The sequence below is a fragment of the Thalassotalea crassostreae genome (genome assembly GCF_001831495.1).
GTDB lineage: Bacteria > Pseudomonadota > Gammaproteobacteria > Enterobacterales > Alteromonadaceae > Thalassotalea_A > Thalassotalea_A crassostreae.
Window position 1 is genome coordinate 3619046 of sequence record NZ_CP017689.1, and the last position, 21644, is coordinate 3640689.

Annotated in this window: 18 protein-coding genes; 7 read left to right on the forward strand and 11 right to left on the reverse strand. The window is 38.7% G+C overall.

What is annotated here, in order from left to right:
* Positions 1-123 precede the first annotated feature (123 nt).
* The 5 genes from LT090_RS15625 to LT090_RS15645 all read left to right on the forward strand — a co-directional run bounded on the left by LT090_RS15625 (position 124) and on the right by LT090_RS15645 (position 7567).
* Positions 124-1746, forward strand: a complete 1623-nt coding sequence (locus tag LT090_RS15625) for a sulfatase family protein (RefSeq protein WP_082897024.1) — start codon at positions 124-126, stop codon at positions 1744-1746.
* Between the two features lie 189 nt (positions 1747-1935).
* Positions 1936-2946 carry a LacI family DNA-binding transcriptional regulator gene (locus LT090_RS15630; RefSeq protein WP_068544571.1) on the forward strand — a complete coding sequence of 337 codons (1011 nt, stop codon included), beginning with the start codon at positions 1936-1938 and terminating at the stop codon, positions 2944-2946.
* A gap of 135 nt (positions 2947-3081) precedes the next feature.
* The gene (locus LT090_RS15635) at positions 3082-4587 is read left to right on the forward strand and encodes a sulfatase (RefSeq protein ID WP_082897014.1); all 1506 of its coding nucleotides are present in this window, start codon (positions 3082-3084) and stop codon (positions 4585-4587) included.
* Positions 4587-6371, forward strand: coding sequence for an endo-1,4-beta-xylanase (locus LT090_RS15640; protein ID WP_068544470.1), 1785 nt, complete (start codon positions 4587-4589; stop codon positions 6369-6371). Before LT090_RS15635 ends, LT090_RS15640 begins: the two co-directional genes overlap by 1 nt.
* Before the next feature lie 95 nt (positions 6372-6466).
* Complete coding sequence (locus LT090_RS15645; RefSeq protein ID WP_157726578.1) at positions 6467-7567, forward strand: SGNH/GDSL hydrolase family protein; 1101 nt, start codon at positions 6467-6469, stop codon at positions 7565-7567.
* Between the two features lie 14 nt (positions 7568-7581).
* Here LT090_RS15645 and LT090_RS15650 read toward each other — a convergent pair whose 3' ends face one another.
* Genes LT090_RS15650 through LT090_RS15660 form a run of 3 tightly spaced genes read right to left on the reverse strand, consistent with a single transcriptional unit; the run spans position 7582 to position 11968 of the window.
* On the reverse strand, positions 7582-8304 hold the full coding sequence (locus tag LT090_RS15650; protein WP_068544472.1) for a polysaccharide deacetylase family protein: 723 nt from the start codon (positions 8302-8304) through the stop codon (positions 7582-7584).
* A 19-nt stretch (positions 8305-8323) separates the two neighbouring features.
* Complete coding sequence (locus LT090_RS15655; protein WP_157726579.1) at positions 8324-10195, reverse strand: endo-1,4-beta-xylanase; 1872 nt, start codon at positions 10193-10195, stop codon at positions 8324-8326.
* A 12-nt stretch (positions 10196-10207) separates the two neighbouring features.
* Positions 10208-11968 (reverse strand): sulfatase, encoded by a 1761-nt coding sequence (locus tag LT090_RS15660; protein ID WP_070796015.1) that lies wholly within the window; start codon positions 11966-11968, stop codon positions 10208-10210.
* Positions 11969-12298: 330 nt separating this feature from the next.
* Here LT090_RS15660 and LT090_RS15665 point away from each other — a divergent pair, with 330 nt between their 5' ends.
* Both LT090_RS15665 and LT090_RS15670 read left to right on the forward strand, forming a co-directional pair.
* Entirely contained in the window at positions 12299-12973 is a 675-nt protein-coding gene (locus tag LT090_RS15665; protein WP_068544474.1) for a single-stranded DNA-binding protein, read from the forward strand.
* 46 nt (positions 12974-13019) lie between these two features.
* A complete protein-coding gene (locus LT090_RS15670; RefSeq protein WP_082897017.1) occupies positions 13020-13700 on the forward strand; it encodes a TVP38/TMEM64 family protein in 681 nt (226 codons plus the stop codon).
* Between the two features lie 44 nt (positions 13701-13744).
* Here LT090_RS15670 and LT090_RS15675 read toward each other — a convergent pair whose 3' ends face one another.
* From LT090_RS15675 to ccoG, 8 genes are all read right to left on the reverse strand, one after another.
* Positions 13745-15889 carry a peptidase domain-containing ABC transporter gene (locus LT090_RS15675; protein ID WP_226996497.1) on the reverse strand — a complete coding sequence of 715 codons (2145 nt, stop codon included), beginning with the start codon at positions 15887-15889 and terminating at the stop codon, positions 13745-13747.
* A 2-nt stretch (positions 15890-15891) separates the two neighbouring features.
* Positions 15892-16218: a hypothetical protein gene (locus LT090_RS15680; RefSeq protein WP_068544475.1), complete on the reverse strand. Its 327-nt coding sequence runs from the start codon at positions 16216-16218 to the stop codon at positions 15892-15894.
* 78 nt (positions 16219-16296) lie between these two features.
* Positions 16297-16434, reverse strand: coding sequence for a class IIb bacteriocin, lactobin A/cerein 7B family (locus LT090_RS16965; RefSeq protein ID WP_112424271.1), 138 nt, complete (start codon positions 16432-16434; stop codon positions 16297-16299).
* 17 nt (positions 16435-16451) lie between these two features.
* Positions 16452-16616, reverse strand: a complete 165-nt coding sequence (locus LT090_RS16875) for a class IIb bacteriocin, lactobin A/cerein 7B family (protein WP_082897018.1) — start codon at positions 16614-16616, stop codon at positions 16452-16454.
* Between the two features lie 189 nt (positions 16617-16805).
* Positions 16806-18062 carry an HlyD family secretion protein gene (locus LT090_RS15685; RefSeq protein ID WP_068544476.1) on the reverse strand — a complete coding sequence of 419 codons (1257 nt, stop codon included), beginning with the start codon at positions 18060-18062 and terminating at the stop codon, positions 16806-16808.
* Between the two features lie 312 nt (positions 18063-18374).
* Positions 18375-19010: a thiol:disulfide interchange protein DsbA/DsbL gene (locus LT090_RS15690; protein ID WP_068544477.1), complete on the reverse strand. Its 636-nt coding sequence runs from the start codon at positions 19008-19010 to the stop codon at positions 18375-18377.
* Positions 19011-19047: 37 nt separating this feature from the next.
* Positions 19048-20025, reverse strand: coding sequence for a serine/threonine protein kinase (locus tag LT090_RS15695; protein ID WP_068544478.1), 978 nt, complete (start codon positions 20023-20025; stop codon positions 19048-19050).
* Between the two features lie 24 nt (positions 20026-20049).
* Positions 20050-21504 (reverse strand): cytochrome c oxidase accessory protein CcoG, encoded by a 1455-nt coding sequence (ccoG, locus tag LT090_RS15700; protein ID WP_068544479.1) that lies wholly within the window; start codon positions 21502-21504, stop codon positions 20050-20052.
* Positions 21505-21644: the final 140 nt, after the last annotated feature.

Here is a 21644-nt window from a genome sequence, read left to right on the forward strand (position 1 = left end):
AATAGACTCTTGACAACGGTGTCAAGAGCGGCTTTAATAGTTTCCAGAATTTAACTACTGTTATCAGGTATAGCACTTAGATGACGATTTCCGTTTCGGAGTATGACATTGAAGTTTACGTTTATGAAATTAATTACCACAAGCATTAAGGGTCTAACAGTCGCTATTGCGCCGCTATTAGCGATTTTAGGAACTATGACATCAGCTCAAGCAGCTGAAAAATCAGAGCCAACAAAAAGAAACATCATTTATGTTTTAACTGATGACCAACGTTATGACGAATTGGGTGTTTTAAATCCAATTTTAGATACACCGAACATGGATAAATTAGCAAACGAAGGTATTCATTTTAAGAACGCGTTTGTCACCACTGCACTATGTTCGCCAAGTCGCGCATCAATTTTAACCGGTCAATACATGCATAACCATGGTGTTGTGGATAATAACAAGCCACCAAGAGCTGGTACAATCTTTTTCCCAGAATACTTGCAAGAAGTAGGCTATCAAACCGCGTTTGTTGGTAAATGGCACATGGGTGAAGATGCCGGTCACGGCGCAAGTGATTCTCCACAACCTGGTTTTGATTACTGGTTAAGCTTTCCTGGTCAAGGTATTTATTACCCTAAAAAGATGCCAAATGGAAAACCATACACATTCAATATTAATGGTAAACGTGTACCTCAAACAAAATACATCACTGATGAGCTAACTGATTACACAATAGATTGGTTAGACCAAGTTGACCAAGATAAGCCGTTCATGGTTTATTTATCTCACAAAGCCGTACATTCAAATTTCGCTCCAGCGAAACGACATGAAAACCAATATGCTGATGCCGTATTACCAGTACCTGCAAGCCAGGCTGATACAGCAGAAAATAGAGCAGGTAAACCTATGTGGGTTCAAAACCAACGTAATAGTTGGCATGGTGTTGACTTCCCTTATCATAGCTCTTTAGATGTGCAATCGTATAAAAAACAATATCACCGCGCGTTGTCTGCTGTTGATGATAGTTTAGGTCGTATTTTAACTTGGTTAGAAGAAAACGATTTAACCGAAAATACTACGGTAATATTAATGGGTGACAACGGCTTTATGTTTGGTGAGCACGGTTTAATTGATAAACGAAATGCATACGAAGAATCAATGCGTGTTCCATTATTAGCATACGCTCCTGGTTACTTAGAAGAAGGTAAAGTAGTTGAAGAGATCGTTGCAAATATTGATATTGCTCCGACATTATTAGAGATGGCTGGCATAGAAAAACCTGATCATTTCGACGGCGAAAGCTTCTTAAAAATCGCCAAAGGTACTTTTGATGGCAAGTGGCGCGACAACTTTTTATACGAGTATTACTGGGAGTTTAATTACCCGTCAACGCCAACCACTTTTGCATTGCGTTCAGATAACTATAAGCTAATTCAATATCACGGTATTTGGGATACTGAAGAACTTTATGATATTAAAAATGATCCACGTGAAATGAATAACTTAATCAATGATGAAAAGTATCTACCTATTATTGTTGAAATGCGTGCACAACTGTTTGAACGATTAGCGAATAACAAAGGTGAACATACAGTACCATTTACTGAGAAGTTTAGCTCTGGTGCAGTGTACCGTGAAGGTACTCGTTCAAAAGCTGCTGAATTTCCAGCTCACTGGGAAAAGAGTGAGGACGACGAAGGTCTGCGCTCTTTCATGAAGCATGATAAAAAGAAGATACCAAAAAAAGTAAAAAAATAGGTTCATAAAAGAACACATTCTTACACAAAGGCCTAGGTTAAATTTCATAGGCCTTTTTTATTGATAAAATTTACTTCGCATTTGTCGTATAAAAACCAAAATGACAGCGACTGACATAATTACATTAACTTTTGATGTTAGCTTTGCTAACATTGTCGCATTAACAAAAACTTTACATTGGATTGTGAATTGAAAGCTACTATAAAAGACGTTGCTAGTTTAGCTGGTGTTTCAGTTAAAACTGTTTCTCGCGTTATTAATAATGAACCGAATGTTAGACCTGCTATGCAGGATAAAGTCAACAGCGCAGTTGCTGAATTAAATTTTAAACGAAACCCATTAGCTAGAGGATTACGCGGACAGAACTCCTTTATTATTACGTTACTTTATTCAAATCCAAATCCAAGTTATGTTTTAGAATTACAAAATGGTGCAATTGAGCAAGCTAATGCGGAAGGTTTTAACCTTCAGATATTGCCTTGTGATCACACTAATAAGAATCTGGTAAGAAATATTGAATCAATAATTGCCCATTCAAGTCAAGATGGCTTTTTATTGACTCATCCTTTGTGTGATAACGAAGAAATTATCGCGTTACTCGAAAAAAATAATATTCCTTTTGTACGTATTTCACCTTTTCATCATAAGCACTCATCTCCTTACGTTTTGTCTGATGATCATTTAGCCGCCTATGAAATGACAAAACACTTGATTTCATTGGGCCATACGGACATTGCTATCATAAAAGGACACCCTGATTATGGTGCAACCCACAAGCGCTATGAAGGATTTTCACGAGCAATGAAAGAAATGAATCTTGAGGTAGATGACTCTTTAGTAAAAGAAGGCCTATTTACCTTTGAATCTGGAGAAACCTGCGCAAGACAGTTGCTTACTCAAGAGCATAAGCCTACAGCAATATTTGCCAGCAACGATTATATGGCTGCCGCTGTTTTGAAGGTAGCTGCACAAATGCATGTCAAAATTCCAGCAAATCTTTCCGTAGTTGGTTATGATGACGCACCAGTATCTAAGCAAATATGGCCATCTTTAACCACAGTTAAACAGCCTATTTATGACCTTGCGAAACACGCTGTGCAAAAACTTATTCGTCATATTAAAAAGCAAGATTTTGACGATATTGAAAGCAAGTTTCAATGCAAGTTAGTATTAAGAAATTCCACTAGCCCTAAAATGTAACATCATGTTTGAGCAATAAATTGGTGCACACAAAGTAAATTTATTGTAAAGCCGTTCAGTTGTATCCAAGACCTCGTTGACAACGTTATCACCTATTGCTATTTTATTGTGAACTTAAAAGACAATGGTACTGTGATGAAATTCAAATTTATACCTCTGATTGCCTTAAGCGTACTAGGTTGTGTTAACACTACCTCGGCCAATGAAAAGCAAGAACTTAAAACTCAAAAACCTAATATTGTATTTATCATCGCTGATGATCTTGGTCGCCAAGATTTAGCGTTATACGGAAGTGATTTCCACGAAACACCAAACCTCAACCAATTAGCTAATGAAGGAATGACTTTCAACAACACTTACGTTGCACATCCTCGATGTGTGCCGTCTCGAATTGGCTTCATGAGTGGCGAATCTCCGACACGAACCGGAAGTAGCCTCACACGAAAAACTAATGACAAGAACGCTTTACCGATAGCTAAAGTGACCTTCGCAGAACATCTTCAAAAAGCAGGTTATACGACAGGTTTTATCGGTAAATGGCATCTGGGTCATAAAGGCCAAGGTTGGCCTAAGCAACAAGGCTTTGATGAAAGCATCTTGGCTGGCTCTGCAGGCGCACCTGATAGTTATTTTTATCCTTGGGGCGCTAAGTCTAAAAAAGGAGGTGAAACTTTCGGTGACGTTAAAGGTGAAAAAGGCGAATTCTTAACAACAAGAATGAGTCATGAAGCGTTGTCTTTCATAGAGCGTAATCAGAAGCACCCATTTATGTTAGTGCTTTCACATTATGCCGTACATACACCAATTGAATCTTTAGGTGAAGATACTCAATACTTTGTAAAGAAACTAAAAAAAATGGGCCGAGAGCCTGCGCAGAAAGGCGTTCAATACGATATTAAAGCAGATGGCACGGGAATTTCTGAACAAAAAACATTGCAGAACCACCCTACATACGCTGCTATGGTGAAATCTGTTGACGATAGCGTAGGTAAAGTTAATGCAAAATTAAAGCAGCTAGGCTTGGCAGATAACACCATTGTTATTTTTACCTCTGATCACGGTGGCCTTTCATCAAGGGGTCCAAAAAAGCGTGAATTGGCGACATCAAACCTGCCTTATAAACATGGTAAAGGCTGGTTATATGACGGCGGTATTCGCGTTCCTCATATCGTCAAATGGCCAAGTAAAATTGCCTCAAACTCAACAACCAATGTACAAGTAACTGGTACAGACCATTACCCTACAATCTTACAAATGGCTGGACTTGCCTTAAGCCCGACAGATCACCTAGATGGGGTAAGCTACTTAGAAGCAACCAAGGGCAAAAGTTATACTCGAGCGCCTATGTTTTGGCATTCACCCATCTCTCGTCCAAATTCCACTGGAGACAGAATTAGCTCCGCCGTTATCGATGGTAAATGGAAATTAATTGACTGGTATTATGATGGTTTTGTTGAATTGTTTAATCTTGAGGAAGACAAAGGTGAAACCACTAATTTAGCTAAGCAACATCCTGAAAAAGTTAAAGAATTACAGCAAAAACTCAATGCTTGGCTAAAAGATGCCGATGCCCAATATCGCAAGCCTGGTAAGAAAATGAAATGGGACTTAAAAAAACCAATCAAAGTGAAATCTAAATAATGATAAAAATAATAAAAAGAATTAATTTATTACTGGTATCACCTCTAGTATGCGGCGCCATAGTATTTTCATCGGTGGTAAGTGCAAAAGAACTTCCAGCAGGCGGGCAGATAGTTCCATACAGCCCTGCTCTTACTCAATTGAAGAAAAAGAATGATTTTTCAGATATTCAGAAAGTCACATTAAGCAATGACAAATACCTTGATGTTCTAGACATCAACGTGCATAAGCCGTCTCCGAAAATTTGGGGCATACAAGTGCCATTTAAATTCGAAAACGCAAAAGTTGAAGTTGGTGACAACATATTGTTCAAGATTGTTGCTCGTTCTGTAAGTTCGAACATTGCAGATGGTAACGTCGGCCAAATGGATTTATTTTTCAAATATACCCGACGCGGCAAACCTGTAGTGATAAAACGTTTAATGTTGAGTCAAGAATGGCAGACGTTCTATATTCCACAAAACGTATATCGCGGACCTAGCACAACCGATATGCAACTTGCACTGCTACTTGGTGGTTTACCTGAGCAACATATCCAAATTGCTGAATTAGAGCTAGTTAATTACAAGGATAAGGTAGATGCAGCATCATTGCCGATGACAAAAGTTAAATATTTTGGCAGTGAAGCCGATGCACCATGGCGTGATGAAGCAGAGCTGCAAATTAGCAAGCACCGTAAAGCTGACTTTATGGTGAAATTAACTGATCAAAACAATCAACCTATTATCGATGCTGTCATTGATGTTGAATTAAGCAAACATGACTATAATTTTGGTTGTGGTTTAAACGCCGCGCAGTTATTTAGCGTTAACAAACAGGTATCTGCAGAAGAACAATCTTTGCGTTTAGCGCAAACTGAAAAAATGTGTAACATGGTCACTATCAACAACTCCTTAAAGTGGCGTCATTACAACGAAGATCGTGTCACTAAGGCGATGGCTTGGTTATTGGAGCGAGATATTAAAGTTCGTGGTCATGCACTAATTTGGGGTCGTTTTCGAAGTGCACACAAAGACGTTGAAAAGAAAGAAGACTATTACCGAGAGCACCCAGAAGAATTTCAGCAAGAGTTGATAAAGCACATTAAAGAATTCGCCGCGTTTTATCCTGAACAAATCACTGAATGGGACGTTATTAACGAACCAGCACCAGAAAAGCACTTTGTTGACATTCTAGGCAAAGAAGCAACACTGGATTGGTTTAAAGCGGCGAGAGAAGCAAATCCAGAAGCAAGTCTTTGTGCCAACGATTATGCCATTATTTCCCGCTATGATACCTGGCATCAAGATGCATATTACGATTGGGTTAAATACTTTAATGACAACAAAGCTATCGACCGAGTTTGTGTACAAGGTCATTTCCAAGGGCCAATGCCAATAAGCGAAATAAAGCAGCGCCTAGACCGTTTTGCTGAATTTGGTTTGCCAATTGTTCTAACTGAATTTGACTTCTTTGAGATCGATGAAGAACTAAAAGCGCAATTTACCAAAGATTTGATCACCATGTTTTTTGCTCACCCAAGTACCGATGGATTTATTCATTGGAACTTAAGCGATTTATACGGTGACAATGGTGAATTAAACTTAAGTGGACAAGTATACGACAAGTTGATCCATCAAACTTGGCATACCAAAGCGTCATTGAAAACCAATAATAAAGGACAACTTTCATTTAACGGTTTTAAAGGTAAATATAACCTAAAAATCAAAATGGCTAACGGTAAAACCATTAATCAACTAGTTGAATTAACAGACTCTGATTTAGTAAACGTAAAATTAAACTAAAATTAAGTAAATTAAAGTAGATTAATTGTTGTGAAAGAGGCGAAGTATTATTGTTAATGCTTCGCTTTTTATTAACTAAAAGTAAAAGGTTTGATATGGGCATTAGAACTAACATTATATTCAGCGTGTTTTGGTTACTTATTAGTTGTTTGTTAACGGCTACAAATAGTGTCTACGCTAGTGCAGCTCCTGGCTCTAAAGACAACACTCAAACTAGCGCAAAGTCCATTAGTTTAGATGATACAAATCTACTGTATCGCGGTCGTGTTACAGACTCAAAAAAATTCTCACTGACCGGCTCAGGACTTTCTTTTAGTATCAGCGGCGGCAGTATATGGGCAAGTTTTACTACCAACAACAAAACACAAGCTGCGCTAAATATAGTGATTGATGGCGATGACAAAACACTAATACTTCGACCTGGCAGTCATCGTTATTTAATCGCCGATGAATTGCCTCAAGGTAGCCATAATATTAATATATTGAAGCGCAATGAGGCCGGCAAAGGCAGCGTCCAACTGACCAAATTAGAAATTAATAGTTCGCACCATCTAATGCATACTCAGAGACAGCAGCATCGTTTATTAGCCATCGGCGACTCAATAACCTGTGGCTATGGTAATGAAGCAACACATAACGATGAAGGTAACACTGTGAGTAACCAAAATGGTTACCAAACTTACTCTGCGATAGCGGCAAGAGCCTTGCAAAGTGACTTAATGATTGTTTGCTGGTCGGGCAGAGGAATATCGCGAAACAGAAGCTTAAAAAATGATGATGTAGGACTACTTCCACAGTTATATCATTACATATTACCCAATGAAGCACAGCAAAATTGGCAGCCTGCTGACTTTGTTGCCGATCATATTCTAATTAATTTAGGTACCAACGATAACGCCAATTCAAAGACGAAAGGAAAGTTGAATAAAGACTTATATTTAGACGCCTATCAAAGCTTTATTAATACGCTGCGTAACGATCATCCAGGTGCACATTTAATCTTTGCCATAGGCCCTATGAATGCGGGAGAAATTTCACATTGGTTGCCTGAACTGGTAGAAAAAAATGAAAATTCAAGCACTCTTATATTTACGCCATTCAAAGATAACAGCGAGATCGGTGGTCATTATCATCCCCATGTATCCAAGCATATCAAAATGTCGGAACAATTAAGCGAGCACATAAAAAGCCTTTAATTTAATGAATTAATTCATTGTGTCTTATTGGTTTTATTAGCTTTATTAGCTTCGGATAATGACAACAACTGGCTGACAGTGACAAATTCAAAACCTTGCTTTTGCCACAATGGTAAAAGCTCTTTTAGCGCTTCAACAGTATGCTTTCGCTCGTGCATTAAAATAATGTCACCACTTTCAATACCTGTCGACAATCGTTTTACAATGGCTTTAATATCAACATGCTTGGCTGCATCTTTGGCCATGATCTTCGCGCTTACTAGCGTCAACTCTTTGGATGTTAGTGTTTGTTTAATTGACTCATCAACTTTTAAAAATGGCGCTCGAAATAAAGTTGGCTCAATGCCTAGCAGCTTAACCTGCTGTTGAAACTTGTCTATTTCGTCATGTTGTTCAATGGCATTTAATTCTAAAAAATTTTTATGTGACCATGAGTGATTTGCAACCTCATGCCCGGCTTCAACAATTTGCAATGTTAGATGCGGACGACTCTTTACCTTTTTTCCAACATTAAAAAATGTCGCCTTGGCTTGGTATTTATCGAGTAATACCAACAATGATTCAGTGACATTTTCAATAGGACCGTCATCAAACGTTAAAGCGATATACTTTTGCTCACTAGCCTTCACTTTCACGTGACGTAACGCTTCCTGAGCAATTGCTGTAGACGGTAAACTAGCCATTAAGTAACACATTAGCGCTGAAGCAAAAGCTAGTTTGATTCTATGTGTCTTCATGGGGTAATTGTTCCACCGCCTAATTTGTATAGTTAGATAGTTGTAGATTAATCCCTGAGCTGGCATCAATCCACTCAAACATTATTTCTTCATCAACACCATCTATCGACACCGTCGCTGTATAAGTTCCTTTAAAACCATCAAAGTGTAATTCTCCACTGCGGTTGAACCAATCATGTCGCTCAGTATGCCAGTGTTTTTTGACCATATAGAGCCAAGTTTTTCCTCGTAAATTTGGACTACCATCTAATTCAACAATATGGCGCTCTTTACCATCTCCCTTATCGAAGAAGGTCCAAACCAGAATATCTGTAACATTTTCTTTGCTGAAATAAACACTCATCACTCTTTCAGTCATTAACGCCCGTTCATATTCTGTGGCAATGCCTAAATTCTCTGCGCCACCTTTCATCTCAAACTCAGTTGCTGCAATCGGTAAGTTGTATTGGTCGAAATACTCTAAACGCTTGTACATGGTTTCAGCATCAAGCAGTTCGCCATCAACAAGGGTTCCAAACCTACTTTGAAAGCCAAGCGCCTCTAGAGGACCATCATTGTCCAAAATCGATAGCATATCTGACTCAAAGACTTCCATCTTATCGGTAACATCACCCAACGCGTTATCTGAAACGACCCGATTCTCATTGAGGAATAAAATGGCATTAGGATTTTTAACATGTTGTTTAGCTAGCTTAAACCAATGCGCCTCTTCTTGATAACCCAAGTTTTCTTGTACATCAAATTTGCCACGTACCTCATTCGCCACATCCCATTCTTCAACATCCCATTTTGCTGCCCACTCCTTAATAATGGAATCGACATAAGTCTTAAGGTCAGCATTTGATAACTCACTCGGTGAACCAGCACTTATACCAAATCGTTGCGCGTCATCGGCACTAATTGTAGACTCCATATTGCCCCAACCAGGCCAAATCAAAGTGTGTCCTCGCACCGGAATATTGTAGCTTTTTAACCATGGAATTAAGCGAGCAGTGATTTCTTCGAAACCGCTACGTAGTTTGTATTTCAATCCATTTTGCAGACCGGCTTTAGTAAAGTTGAAGCCTAAATATGTTTGTCGGTAGAGATCGCTAAAATTACCTTCTGAGCCATCCCACATTTTGGCTTGGACAATACCACCAAATTTAAATTGGTGTTGCTGTAGTTCGATATGAACCTTGGCATTTTTGACAATGTCACCATTCTTATCTAATAAGGTTATCTTACCCGCCGTTTTTCGGTGCTGTGCAATGCGTTGATTAGCATCTTTGCGCCACTGTTGCTGACCACATTCAACGTCTTCAACGATCGCTTCTATACCTGTAATATTGTTACCCGATAAATCCAACGAATTAGTCGCCTCTGCGGTTGTTTTGTCGCACTGTTTTAATTGCTCGCTGCATTGAACGATAACATCAGTAACATGACTTTTATCTATCGTGGTTGTGGCATTAATTACGTTACAGTTCAGATTATCTGGTTGCGTAGAGACTGACACAAGGATGTCTTGTTGATCTAAATAGGTTGTTGAGAAACTAAAGTCACCGGCATTGTTAATTTCAATTAATTCGTCATCGTTAACGCTTAATTTGAGCGATTGTTGATATAAACCATGTACTTGGCCAGACACTGAATATAACCCATTGTCTGTTTCTTTTTCGCTGCCGCCTTCGCTTTCACCGGTTCCTTCTCCTTCTCCTTCTCCTTCTCCTTCTCCTTCGGTTTCGGTTTCGGTTTCGGTTTCGGTTTCGGTTTCGTTAGCATTCTCATCCTGTTCTTGTTCGACTTCTTGTTCTATATCCGGTTTTGAAGAACCTCCGCCACAAGCAAAAAGTGCGTTACACAATAAAATGCTAATGATTAATCGGCTCAGTATTCTCATATTTTTCATTCTATTGGCAGCCTATTTTTTTATGTTTCTATTCATATATTTCGTCTCTTTGACCAACGTCAACACTCGAGTGCACGAAGCCATAAACGTTAACCAACAAAACCAAAAAACACTACCACCAGAACTTTTTTCTTCACCTTTAAGCTCTTGCTCGGTTTGTGTCTCTTCTTCAACTGTCGTTTCTTCTTCGACTGGCGTTTCTTCTTCGACTGGCGTTTCTTCTTCGACTGGCGTTTCTTCTTCGACTGGCGATTCTTCTTCGACTGGCGATTCTTCTTCGACTGGCGATTCTTCTTCGACTGGCGATTCTTCTTCGACTGGCGATTCTTCTTCGACTGGCGATTCTTCTTCGACTGGCGATTCTTCTTCAACGGCGATCTCTTCAATCAAGGGCTCGACATCTTTAGGCTCACCTTGCAATAACTCTAACCCCTGTCCATTGTCGCGTAACAAATTATAAAGTTGCTGTTGTATTTCTCTATCAACCTCTGCATCAAATATATTGACGGTTTCATCGCTATCATTGTTTAAGTCATATAATTCGGTATAGGCTATTCCGCTGCCATTAGTGTTCCACCATTCGGTATAGCGATAATTTTGCGTTCGCAATGAATACCCCATAGCAGCATTCCGTCGATATTGGCTAACCGCGCCATTTCGAACGGTCAGTTTCTCTTGTTTGATAACAGGCAACTGACTCACACCTTGTAAATGTTCATCAATTTCAATATTGGCAATATCTAAAATCGTTGGATAAATATCGGTACTTTCAATGAGTGCATTAGTATGGTGTGCAATAGAATCCGGTACATTGATTATCAACGGAATATGATTAGCTTGCTCTAGCACTGTATGCTTACCCCACAAGCCATGATCACCTAAATGAAACCCATGATCTCCCCACAAAACAATCACAGTATTGTCTGCAAGATCTAGCTCAGTTAAGGCGGCTATGAGCAGCCCAACTTGCGCGTCAATAAAACTGGTACTGGCATAATAACCGTGGATCAAATCTCGTTGTTGGTCAGGCGTTATGTTGCCAAATTCGTAATTTTGACCAACCGCAGGGTTATAGTTTTTTATCAACTCATTACTATTACTATCGACATAGCTAGCATCACTGTCTGTTGGCAGTTGCTGAAACTCTGCTAAATCAAATTCGTTAGCGTCGTATAAGTCAAAATATGTTTTGGGTGCAAAGAATGGCAGATGTGGCTTTTTGAAGCCAACGGCTAGGAAAAATGGTTTTTCTTGTTCAGCAAACTGCTGCAACAAGGCGATTCCTTGGTTTGTAATCTTGCCATCGACAAAGCGATTTTCTTCGGCATCAATGGCTTTAACGGCCAGGTTGTCAGCAGTCTTTTTATCAACATCGCCAGAAACCTTAATATAGTCAACAGACCAAGATTGGCTGTCATAATTGTCATCAACATTTCGCGGATCAAATATTTTTCCCGCGGCAGCGGTCACATAACCTTCTGAAATTAGTTTTTGCGGTAGAGTGACAACGTTAACATTCACATTTCGAATGGTATCACTTAAATTTAAGATGCCGTTTGTTTCTGGTCGCAAACCGGTTAATAGATTCATTCTAGATGGACCGCATACCGGATATTGACTGTAGGCACGTTGAAATACAACACCATTGTCTGCTAGCGCCTCAATATTGGGGGTTATAGCGTCTGTTCTGCCATAGCTAGCAGTTAGCGGTTTCAAATCATCGATAGCAATAAAAAGAAAGTTAGGTTTATCATTGGCATTTGCAATCGACACGGGGTTGACTATCCCTAGTGAAATGACAGCACTACAAACAATGTGTTTTATATGGTTCAAATTTCTAATCTCTAATTAACTTTATTATGAGTTGCAACTCAAAATACAACCACAGGTCAAAATTGACAACGTTATCTATTTTGTCAGCATACCAGTTTTTACTGATTTGTCCACTTGTAGGCAGTCTAAAATTCAAGCGATTTTTGCAGAGATGAATTTGCTTCGGCAAAGCCACTCATTTGTCCACAAGCGAATAAAGTTACTATTTTAGTGTTCAACAGATTAATTTTTTCTTATGATACAGGTAATCTTTATAAGCCCATTTAAGTTATGACAGAACGCAAACGACCGAATGTAAACCCAGCCGAAAAGAAACAGCAATGTCATATGATTATTGCTGGTAATTTAGTTGCCAAACCTGAAATACGGTATCGAGCGAATCCTGTAGTACCAATCGCAGAGTTTGTGATTGCAAGTAATCACTCCTGGTTTGATAAAAAGACCAAGAGCTTCAAAGATTGGACCAGCTATCATAAGTGTCATTTTGAAGGGCACCATGTAGAAGAGCACTTTATCTATGCTGATAAAGGTCAGTTAGTCTTGCTACATGGTGCATTAGCGACAAGTCGTAAAACCGGTAAAGATTATGTTCAGGTAGAGTCACTTTCTTTAATCGGTAAAGGCATCCATACCGGAATAAATCAACTTGTTTGCCATGCCACATTGCATTCAGAAATTAAATTGGTTACCACCGACGGTGATAAAACTTTGGCAGAGTTTGAAGTGACAATTAATGAACCTGGTTTTGTTGAATCTGATCATCATTTTAGTGGCCAGAAAATTCATCGAATGGTGCATCTATGGGGCAAACCGGCTGAGATTTTTGCCAACAAGGCGGTTCTTGGTGAACAACTTCTAGTTGAAGGTGCATTAAATTACGTCAGTACCAATAAGTCTAAGCAATTTATCGATGCCAAGAAAGTCATCATTTGCCCAGCCAAATAACCAATTATTAAATGACTAAACAAACGCTAATTGCCAGGTAGCGCTCATGGCCAGCCGATTTCTTCGTTTTTATGATAAACATCAGAAAAGCATTAAATTTTTACTAATGTTTTTGTTGTTTAGTGTCATTTTGGCGCTGTTTTTTAATTACTCTGGACTATTCTCTTTTATAAATAAAGAATGGGTAGATCAACAGCAAATGGCGACCGAGCAAAGTGGAATTTATCACTATCTAATAGTCGTTTCTCTCGCTATGGCCGTGGGGTTGCCAAGACAAGTAGCAGCGTTTATCGGTGGTTATGCATTTGCTTTTGTCTTGGGCACTTTGCTGTCCACCTTAGCAGCGTTTTTAGGATGCTGCATCAGCTATACTGTTGCTCGGTTTATTGCTCGCCCGCTAATTATGAAAAAATACTCCGATAAAGTATCTATCATCAACAAATTCTTGCAACATCATACCTTCGAAAAAGCGTTCATTATTCGCTTGATACCCGCAGGGAACAACTTTTTGCTCAACTTGGCTGCCGGCGTGGCCAAGATAAAGCCGCTACCATTTATTGGCGGATCATATTTAGGTTACTTTCCACAAATGGCAATATTCGCATTGGCGGGCAGCGGAGTTCAAGATATGTCGATATGGCAAATTGTGGCAAGCATCGCACTAAGCCTAATCGCCGTGGCATTGAGTTATCGTTTATACGCCAAATATCAGGCAGAGCTTAAGTAATACTATACCAATCCAAAGAGCCACTTCAGCAGAGTTAAAGATAATTAAACCGCTATTTTAGCGTCAGTGCATTGCTCGCTTAATTTACCATCAACTAGCGTATATACCTTATCTACTTGGGCAATGGTTTCTTGACGATGAGCAATAATAATACGTGTCATCGACAATAATTGAATTTGTTTGGATATATACATTTCGTTGGCTTTATCAAGATGGCTAGTCGCTTCGTCCATAAACAACATTGTCGGTGATTTATACAATGCTCGTGCTAACAAAATACGTTGGATTTGACCACCGGACAAACTGGCTCCCATATCACCAACTAAAGTGTTATATCCCATCACCATTTGCCTAATATCAGCATCAATCGCGGCATGTTTCGCACATTTAGCTACTTTTTCCAAATCAGGTTGAGGGTCAAAAAAACTGATATTGTCGGCGATGCTACCTGCCAATAAAGTATCATCTTGCATTACTGAGGCAATTGTTTTTCGATAGTTTTGTAAACCAATTTGCATGATATCTTTGCCATCAAGGAGCACACGTCCCGATGTTGGCTTTAGCAAACCGAGCATTATTTTCATCAATGTTGTTTTACCGCTACCAGATAATCCAGTTATGGCAATGCAATCATTGCTTTCGACAGTTAAATTAATACCGTTAAGCAAGGGTGGAAGACCTTGTTGAAATTGAAAACATACATTGTCTAACTCTAATTTACCTAGACATTGCTCATTAGTGGCGATGCCATGAAGGTTTTCCTCAACAGGTGTTAACGTTATATCGCTAATCCGCTCTAAGTGAAGACGCATCATCTTAAACTGAATAATTTGTTCGATCACATTACTAAAGCGCTCGATTATTTGCCCTTTATAGGCGACAAAAGCCAGGACCATGCCTAAAGTTAATTGATTCGCAATCACTGCCATCGCTGCAAAATATATGAGTACAATATTCTCGATACCAAAAATAAGCCCTTTAATGAATTCAAAGCTGATCGATAAACGTCCCACTCTAATATGGGCGTTGATCACCTCACTGTAACGGTTTTGCCATAGACTTTGACGTTGCGATTCGTTGGCAAACAATTTGATTGTTTGTATGCCTCGAATACTTTCTAAAAAATTGCTTTGCTCCTTTGCCGAGCTTTCAATTGCAGTGGCAGTAGCTTGTTTAAAAGGAGTAAAAATTGCCAGCCTAAGTAGCAAATAGACCATCATTGCCACTATAACTACACAGGTGAGTTTGACCGAATAAAGAAACAACACCACAAGTACAGCAATAGACATTACACCATCCATAAATGTCTCAACCAAACCATTGGCTATTCGTTCTCGAATTTGTGCTAAAGAGCCAAACCTAGAAACAACATCACCTACATGCCTTGATTCAAAATATTGCATTGGCAATCTCAGTAAGTGGTTTACAACGTTTATTCCCATTTGCATATTTAACTGGCTAGACAGTCTCAATGTCAGCCAGCTACGCAGCGCCTTAGTAACGCTAGAAACAATGACGATAAAACCAAAACCGATCGCAAGCACCAATAATAATGATCGATCATAACTGACCACAACTTCATCGATAACCCATTGCATATAATAGGGCGATAATAAAGCCAATCCTTGCAACACAATACTGAGCAAGATCAGCTTCAACAAACCCGACTTGATACCAGTGATATGACTCCATAATTGATAAAATTTAAATGAAGATCGACGCTTTTGTCGCTTAAATGAAGAAGTTGGCGTAAGTTCTAAGCAAATTCCAGTAAAATGCTCAGAAAATTCTTGCCGACTCAATCGACATTGTCCTTTCGCAGGGTCATGTATAATGATTTTGCTATTTGGACCATCTCCGATAATTTTGGTAAGCACCACAAAGTGGTTCATATCCCAGTGCAAAATACAGGGTAAAGAGAGTTTGTATATTTCATTTAACGGGCACTGTAATGGACGGCAAGCTAGATTTAGTTGATTAGCAACATCCATCATTTGTTGCAAATTCATGCCACGCTGAGCAGCGTTAAACCGCTTGCCAATAGATACCAAGTCTATGGTGTGACCATAATAACTCGCGATCATCGCCAGTGATGCCAGCCCACATTCAGACATTTGGGTTTGATAGATTATAGGGACTGATTTAAACAGTGAGAAATTTAAAGGTATCCGTTCCTTTTCTTGCATCATAACTATTCCTGAGCCATCGCTCTGACTGATAAAAAGCAATAGTAGCTTAGTCCAATCGACAGTGATAATTGTGCTATCGCCACTACTATATTAGATCCATTGTTTAGTAATTCTACAGCGTAATAAAATGCAGGAAGTAGCGTTATCATCCATAAAAAATAATTAAAGCTCTTACGAGCAAACACATATATGCCGGACATTAGCATCAGAAAAACCATTGCATATATCGCTAAATAATACATATCCATCGTTCTAGACATACCAATTAAAAATGCCAGAATCAAAATCGCCATCAAGCAATAAAATAATTTGGCTTTGACAATAAACATACCTTTCTCCTAATTCAATAAATTAAATAAAGGGGGCGAACCCCCTAAAGTTTTTAGGCTATTCGCAGATAATGGTCGTTAACCTTCTGCTAGGCCTCGTTCAATCCCTTTCATAAAGCCATACAAATAAATATCGATTGCAATTCCGACGCCAATAATGACTGGCACAATGCCACCAGATACGTGATGTACTTCATTGATGTTTAATACTTTCATAATTTCTTCCTTATAAATTAATTTGAGATATAGTCATAACCAGCTTCTTCTCCTAGGTTATAAAGTGCATAACCTGCTGTGACTACCGCACCGATAGCAATAAGGCCTTTACCGACACCAATTAATATCGGGATAATGCCACCATTAACTTGCTGAATTTCAATAACATTTAACTCTTTCATTTTGCTTTCCTTGTCAATAATTCGATATCCATATCATATCGATTGTAAAATTAACCAACTCCGTTGGTCACATTCATGTCGCCCGAAATCACGACGAGCGGCACTTTTGCTTAAAGCCTTTTGCTAAACTAAATAGCTAAAATAAAAAGCTAAATGAATAGACCAAGTGACTAAAGCAAATTCCTTTTATTAATTTATTTTTCCCTTTAAGCTAATTAAGGGCTCTAACAACCATTCAAAAACCGCACGTTTTTCTAACTCTACATCAGCTTCAAATAGCATCCCGCTTCTTAATGCAAATGACTGACCATAGGCTGATACATATTGTTCATTTAAAGTAGCTTTAATTTGGTAACTTGGCTCTTGTAGCGCTATTGGCAATGCGACTTCATTGGGTAGCATAATTGACTGATCTATACTCTCAATATCACTATTGATCATGCCAAATTTTTGATAAGGGAAAGCATCAAACCTCAGTCTAGCGATATCTCCCTTTTGGATAAATCCAACGGCTCTACTTGGCACAAGTAAGGTCGCTACTAATTTGGCACCTGATGGTAATATATGCATTAAAGGCTTGCTCGAATCAATGGCCTCGCCCGCGACAACTTGCACCGATGTAATTTGGCCAGAGGTACTTGCTGTTACGGTATAGCGTTGTTGATTTTTCAATTGCATTAATCGATTTTTAATCTCGCTTTTATCACCTTCTAAAGCGTTAATTTTTGATAAGTATTGTTGCGGTAATACCTGCCATTGGTATTGTATTTCAGCCTGCTCGTTTTTATGGTTTAACATTAATCGCTGCAATACTAATTGCTCTTGCTTTATTTCAAGTAACAGCTGCTTTTGCTGTTTTTGATCTCGCTCGGAAACATGCCCCTGCTGGTACAGCTTCTCGAATTGAAGGTTTTGTTGATCGACAAGTACTTTTTTCTGTTCAAGAACATGCTGTTGTTTTACTAGGGCTTGTTGCTGTTGTTTTAAATACTGTTCACGTGTTTTAAGTTTATTTAATGTCGTTGTTTTTAATTGCTCTAGGTTTTCCTGCTCAAACGTCACTAACTGATATTTCGCTTCTAATTGAGTAATTAATTGCGCATTCAAATCACTGCTTTGCTCACTGTCTAATATTGTCGAGTTAGGATTAACAATTGTTGCCAAAGCTTGGCCACGCTTAACCTGTTCACCATTATCAACATGAAGTTGTCCGATGATTCCAAGTTGTGGAGAGAATACTTTGATTAGGCCTTTATCTGGATTGAGAAATCCACGCACAGTAGCTTTACGGCTATAGTTAGAAACGCTTAAGAACGTAATGATAAAAATAAAGATAGACAGCGTTACAAGCACGCAAAGCTTAAGTGAAAATGGTTGCGACAGAGAAACCGCTCCCGGCAATCTTTGGCTCTGACTTTGTAATACCTGTTTTCTAAATAAAGACATGGTAATTCATTCCTTGAACTCATCAATATTTATCTGCTACTTCGCTGTATCAGATAACTTTAATATAGGTCAATAAACAAACAATACAAATAAAAATGTCATATTTATAAAGGGACAGAGGAAAGTTAACGGAAAACCCAATCTTTGATTATGTGCTAAAAAAAGGAGTTAAAATACGGATTAGATAAAAGGGCTAAAGAAAAACAACAAAGCGAAGAATTAATTACTTAATTGACTGACTAGTTATTTGAAGAATAAAAAAATCCCGAATAAAAATTCGGGATTTTTCGAATTTGACCTACGTGTTTTTATTTATTTTAAAGTAAGTAAGTAATTAACAATATTTACGTAGTCATTTACAATGTCAGCACGACTTAATTCTTTTGCATTGACACGATATTTGCCGTTAACAATGATTGTAGGAACGCCAGTAAGTACGCGTTTTTTAGTCATTAGATCTTGGCTCTTTTTCATTTGCTTCGCTTTCGAGTTAACGCCAAAGCTATTCATTAGCTTTTCAAACTTTGCCGCATCAGCGCCAGTTTTCGCGACTAGTTCAACCAATTCAGGCAGTGTTGCCAGTGGTTTACGTTCTTTTTGTATTGCATTGAATATTGCAGCAATAATTAAGTCTTTTTGAGGAAACTCCTCTGCTGCAACTATGGTTTTGGTTAAACCAAACTGCACTTCAGGACTTGCTGCACGCATAAAATCAACATGATTTTTAACGAATGGCGTACCGTTAGGTAATGACGCTTCAATTTTATGCATTACCGGTTCATACGCTAAACAAGCAGGACAATAAAACGAGAAATACTCACGAACTTCGGGTTTTGCAGTGATCGTTTCATTTATAACCGTATAATGTTTACCAGCTTCGTAATCTGCTGCTAGTGCTGAAAACGGCATTAGTAGTGCCGCAAATATTATTCCTACAAACTTTTTCATTATGTTCTCTTAATCCTGTATATGATTGAACTTGGTATTATAGACCGCTTAAAGTTAGGCTTGGTTCATTTAGAATTGCAAATTGTTCTTTTAACATTAAAATTTGCTGTTCCCAGTACTTTTCAGTATTAAACCAAGGAAAATTTCTCGGAAACGCCGGATCTTCCCATCGCTTCGTTAACCAAGCCATATAATTTACTAATCTCATGGTTCTAAGCGATTCTATCAGTGATAGCTCTGAAAGTTCAAATGAAAAGAACTCTTCATAGCCCATTAACAATGTATCTAATTGTAACAATCTTTCCTGTCTGTCGCCAGAGAGCATCATCCAAAGGTCCTGAATTGCAGGTCCACTTCGACAATCGTCTAGGTCAACAAAGTGAGGGCCGGCATCTGTCCAAAGAATGTTGCCTGCATGGCAGTCACCATGCAAACGAATAAGCTTTTTCGGTTTATATTGGTTGTCAGCAATGTCAATGACTTGGTCAAGGATAGTAAAGAAAGGTTTTTCTAGGCCACTGCTAAGCATAGAAGAATCTTTAATGATCTCTTTTGCTTGGAATAAAAATTCTTGGGTATTAATTTCTGGCCGCGTTTTGAAATCTGTAGTACTTGATACTGCATGAATACGACCAATAAAACGTCCCATCCATTCTAATTGGTCAAGATTATCTACTTCAAAAATGCGACCACCACGACAAGGAAACACGGCAAAGTAAAAGCCCTTGTGGCTAAAGATGCTTTGCCCGTCTTTTACGATTGGCGCTACCAGAGGCAATTCAGCATCTTGTAGTTCTAAAGCAAAATCGTGCTCTTCTTGAATTTGCTCAAGGCTCCAGCGATTCGGTCGATAATATTTGGTAACGAATTTAACCCGGTCATCATCATGAAATTGGTACACCCTATTTTCATAACTATTAAGCGCTAATAAGCCGCTTGCTACTGAAAAACCATGTTCTTCGAGACCATCTATAATGGTCTCAGGAGTCAATTCCTTAAAGCTAAAATCGCTCATTTATACCTATTTTTTATCAATGAATTAGCGCTTGTTAAAGAATACGCTGCTTTGCTTGATAATAACATCATTATCCGCAGGCTCTACTTGATGGATAACAAAAGAAATGTCAGTCATATAACCTTTTATATCAACAGGGTCTACGGCGAGACTAATTGCAATGGTGTCAATTTCAGCTGCTTTCACTGTCACCACATTCTCACCTTGCCAAGTATAATTTTCTAGGCCTTCTACCTCAATTTCATAGGTCGAATCGATTTGTGACTTGTTGAGTATTTTTAATGTGTATACGTTTTCGATAAGGCCGTCGATATTCTCGCGGGCTAAGGTATTTCGATCGCGAATAATATCAATTTGTAATGGTACACGAGTGGCTAAATCGGTAATAAAGAAGCCACACATTACAATTAAAACCGTGGCATACATGTACAGTTTCGGGCGTAAAATATGTACATGTTTACCTTTAAGTTTGGTTTCCGTGGTGTAACTAATTAGACCTCGATCATATTTCATTCGATCCATAACGCCGTCACAGGCATCAACACAAGCGCCACAGTTGATACACTCATATTGCAAACCATTGCGAATATCTATACCGGTAGGACAAACTTCAACACAGAGGTTACAGTCGATACAATCACCAAGACCAAGCTCTTTAGGGTCGGCCTTTCTTCCCCGTGGACCTCGACTTTCACCACGATTGTAATCATAGGAAACCGTTAACGTATCTTGGTCAAACATTGCAGATTGAAAACGTGCATACGGACACATATGCAAACACATAACTTCGCGCATCCAACCGGCATTACCGTAAGTACAAAAGGTAAAGAAAAATATCACTAAAGTGATTGTTAACGTAGCATTAAAGGTGAAGAAATCGACCGCCAACTCGCGCATCGGAGTAAAATAACCGGCAAAGGTTATTGCTGTAAGTAGTGAAAATCCGATCCAACAACTATGTTTTGCCGCCTTGCGCCAAAATTTCTCAAAATTCATTGGGCTTTGATCACGCTTTCTGCGTTTATTTGCCGCCCCTTCGAATTTTTCTTCAAACCACATAAAGATAAACGTCCACACGGTTTGTGGACATAAATAACCACACCAGACTCGACCAATAAAAGTAGTCACGAAAAATAGTAAGAATGCGCCAATGATGCATATCCAAGCCAATAATGTCAGGTCTTGCGGCCAAAGAGTAAGAGAGAAAATATTAAAGCGTTGTTCACCAATATCAAATAAAATCGCTTGTTGGCCGTTGAAATGAAGCCAAGGAAGAAGAGCGAATACTGCCATAAATAGGATATTCATTTTACGGCGAATGCCTTGATAAAAGCCTTTTACCTTGCGCACATAAATCTGATCGCGAGGTTTATACTGCTCAACAGCGCCGCTCTTAGGCTTGTGAACTTTAATGTTTTTAACAGGAATCGTTTTACTAGGTGCCGTTTTCGCTGGCTTATTCGCCTGATTTTCTGCCACGTGAATACCCTGAATATCTTATTGTTAAATTAATTAGAGTATAACATCTAATAAGTTTAAAAATTTGTTTTAGATTAAGTTTTTAACATTTCGTTAAAATTAGTTATGATGTAACCATACACTCAATTATCGGCCAGAAA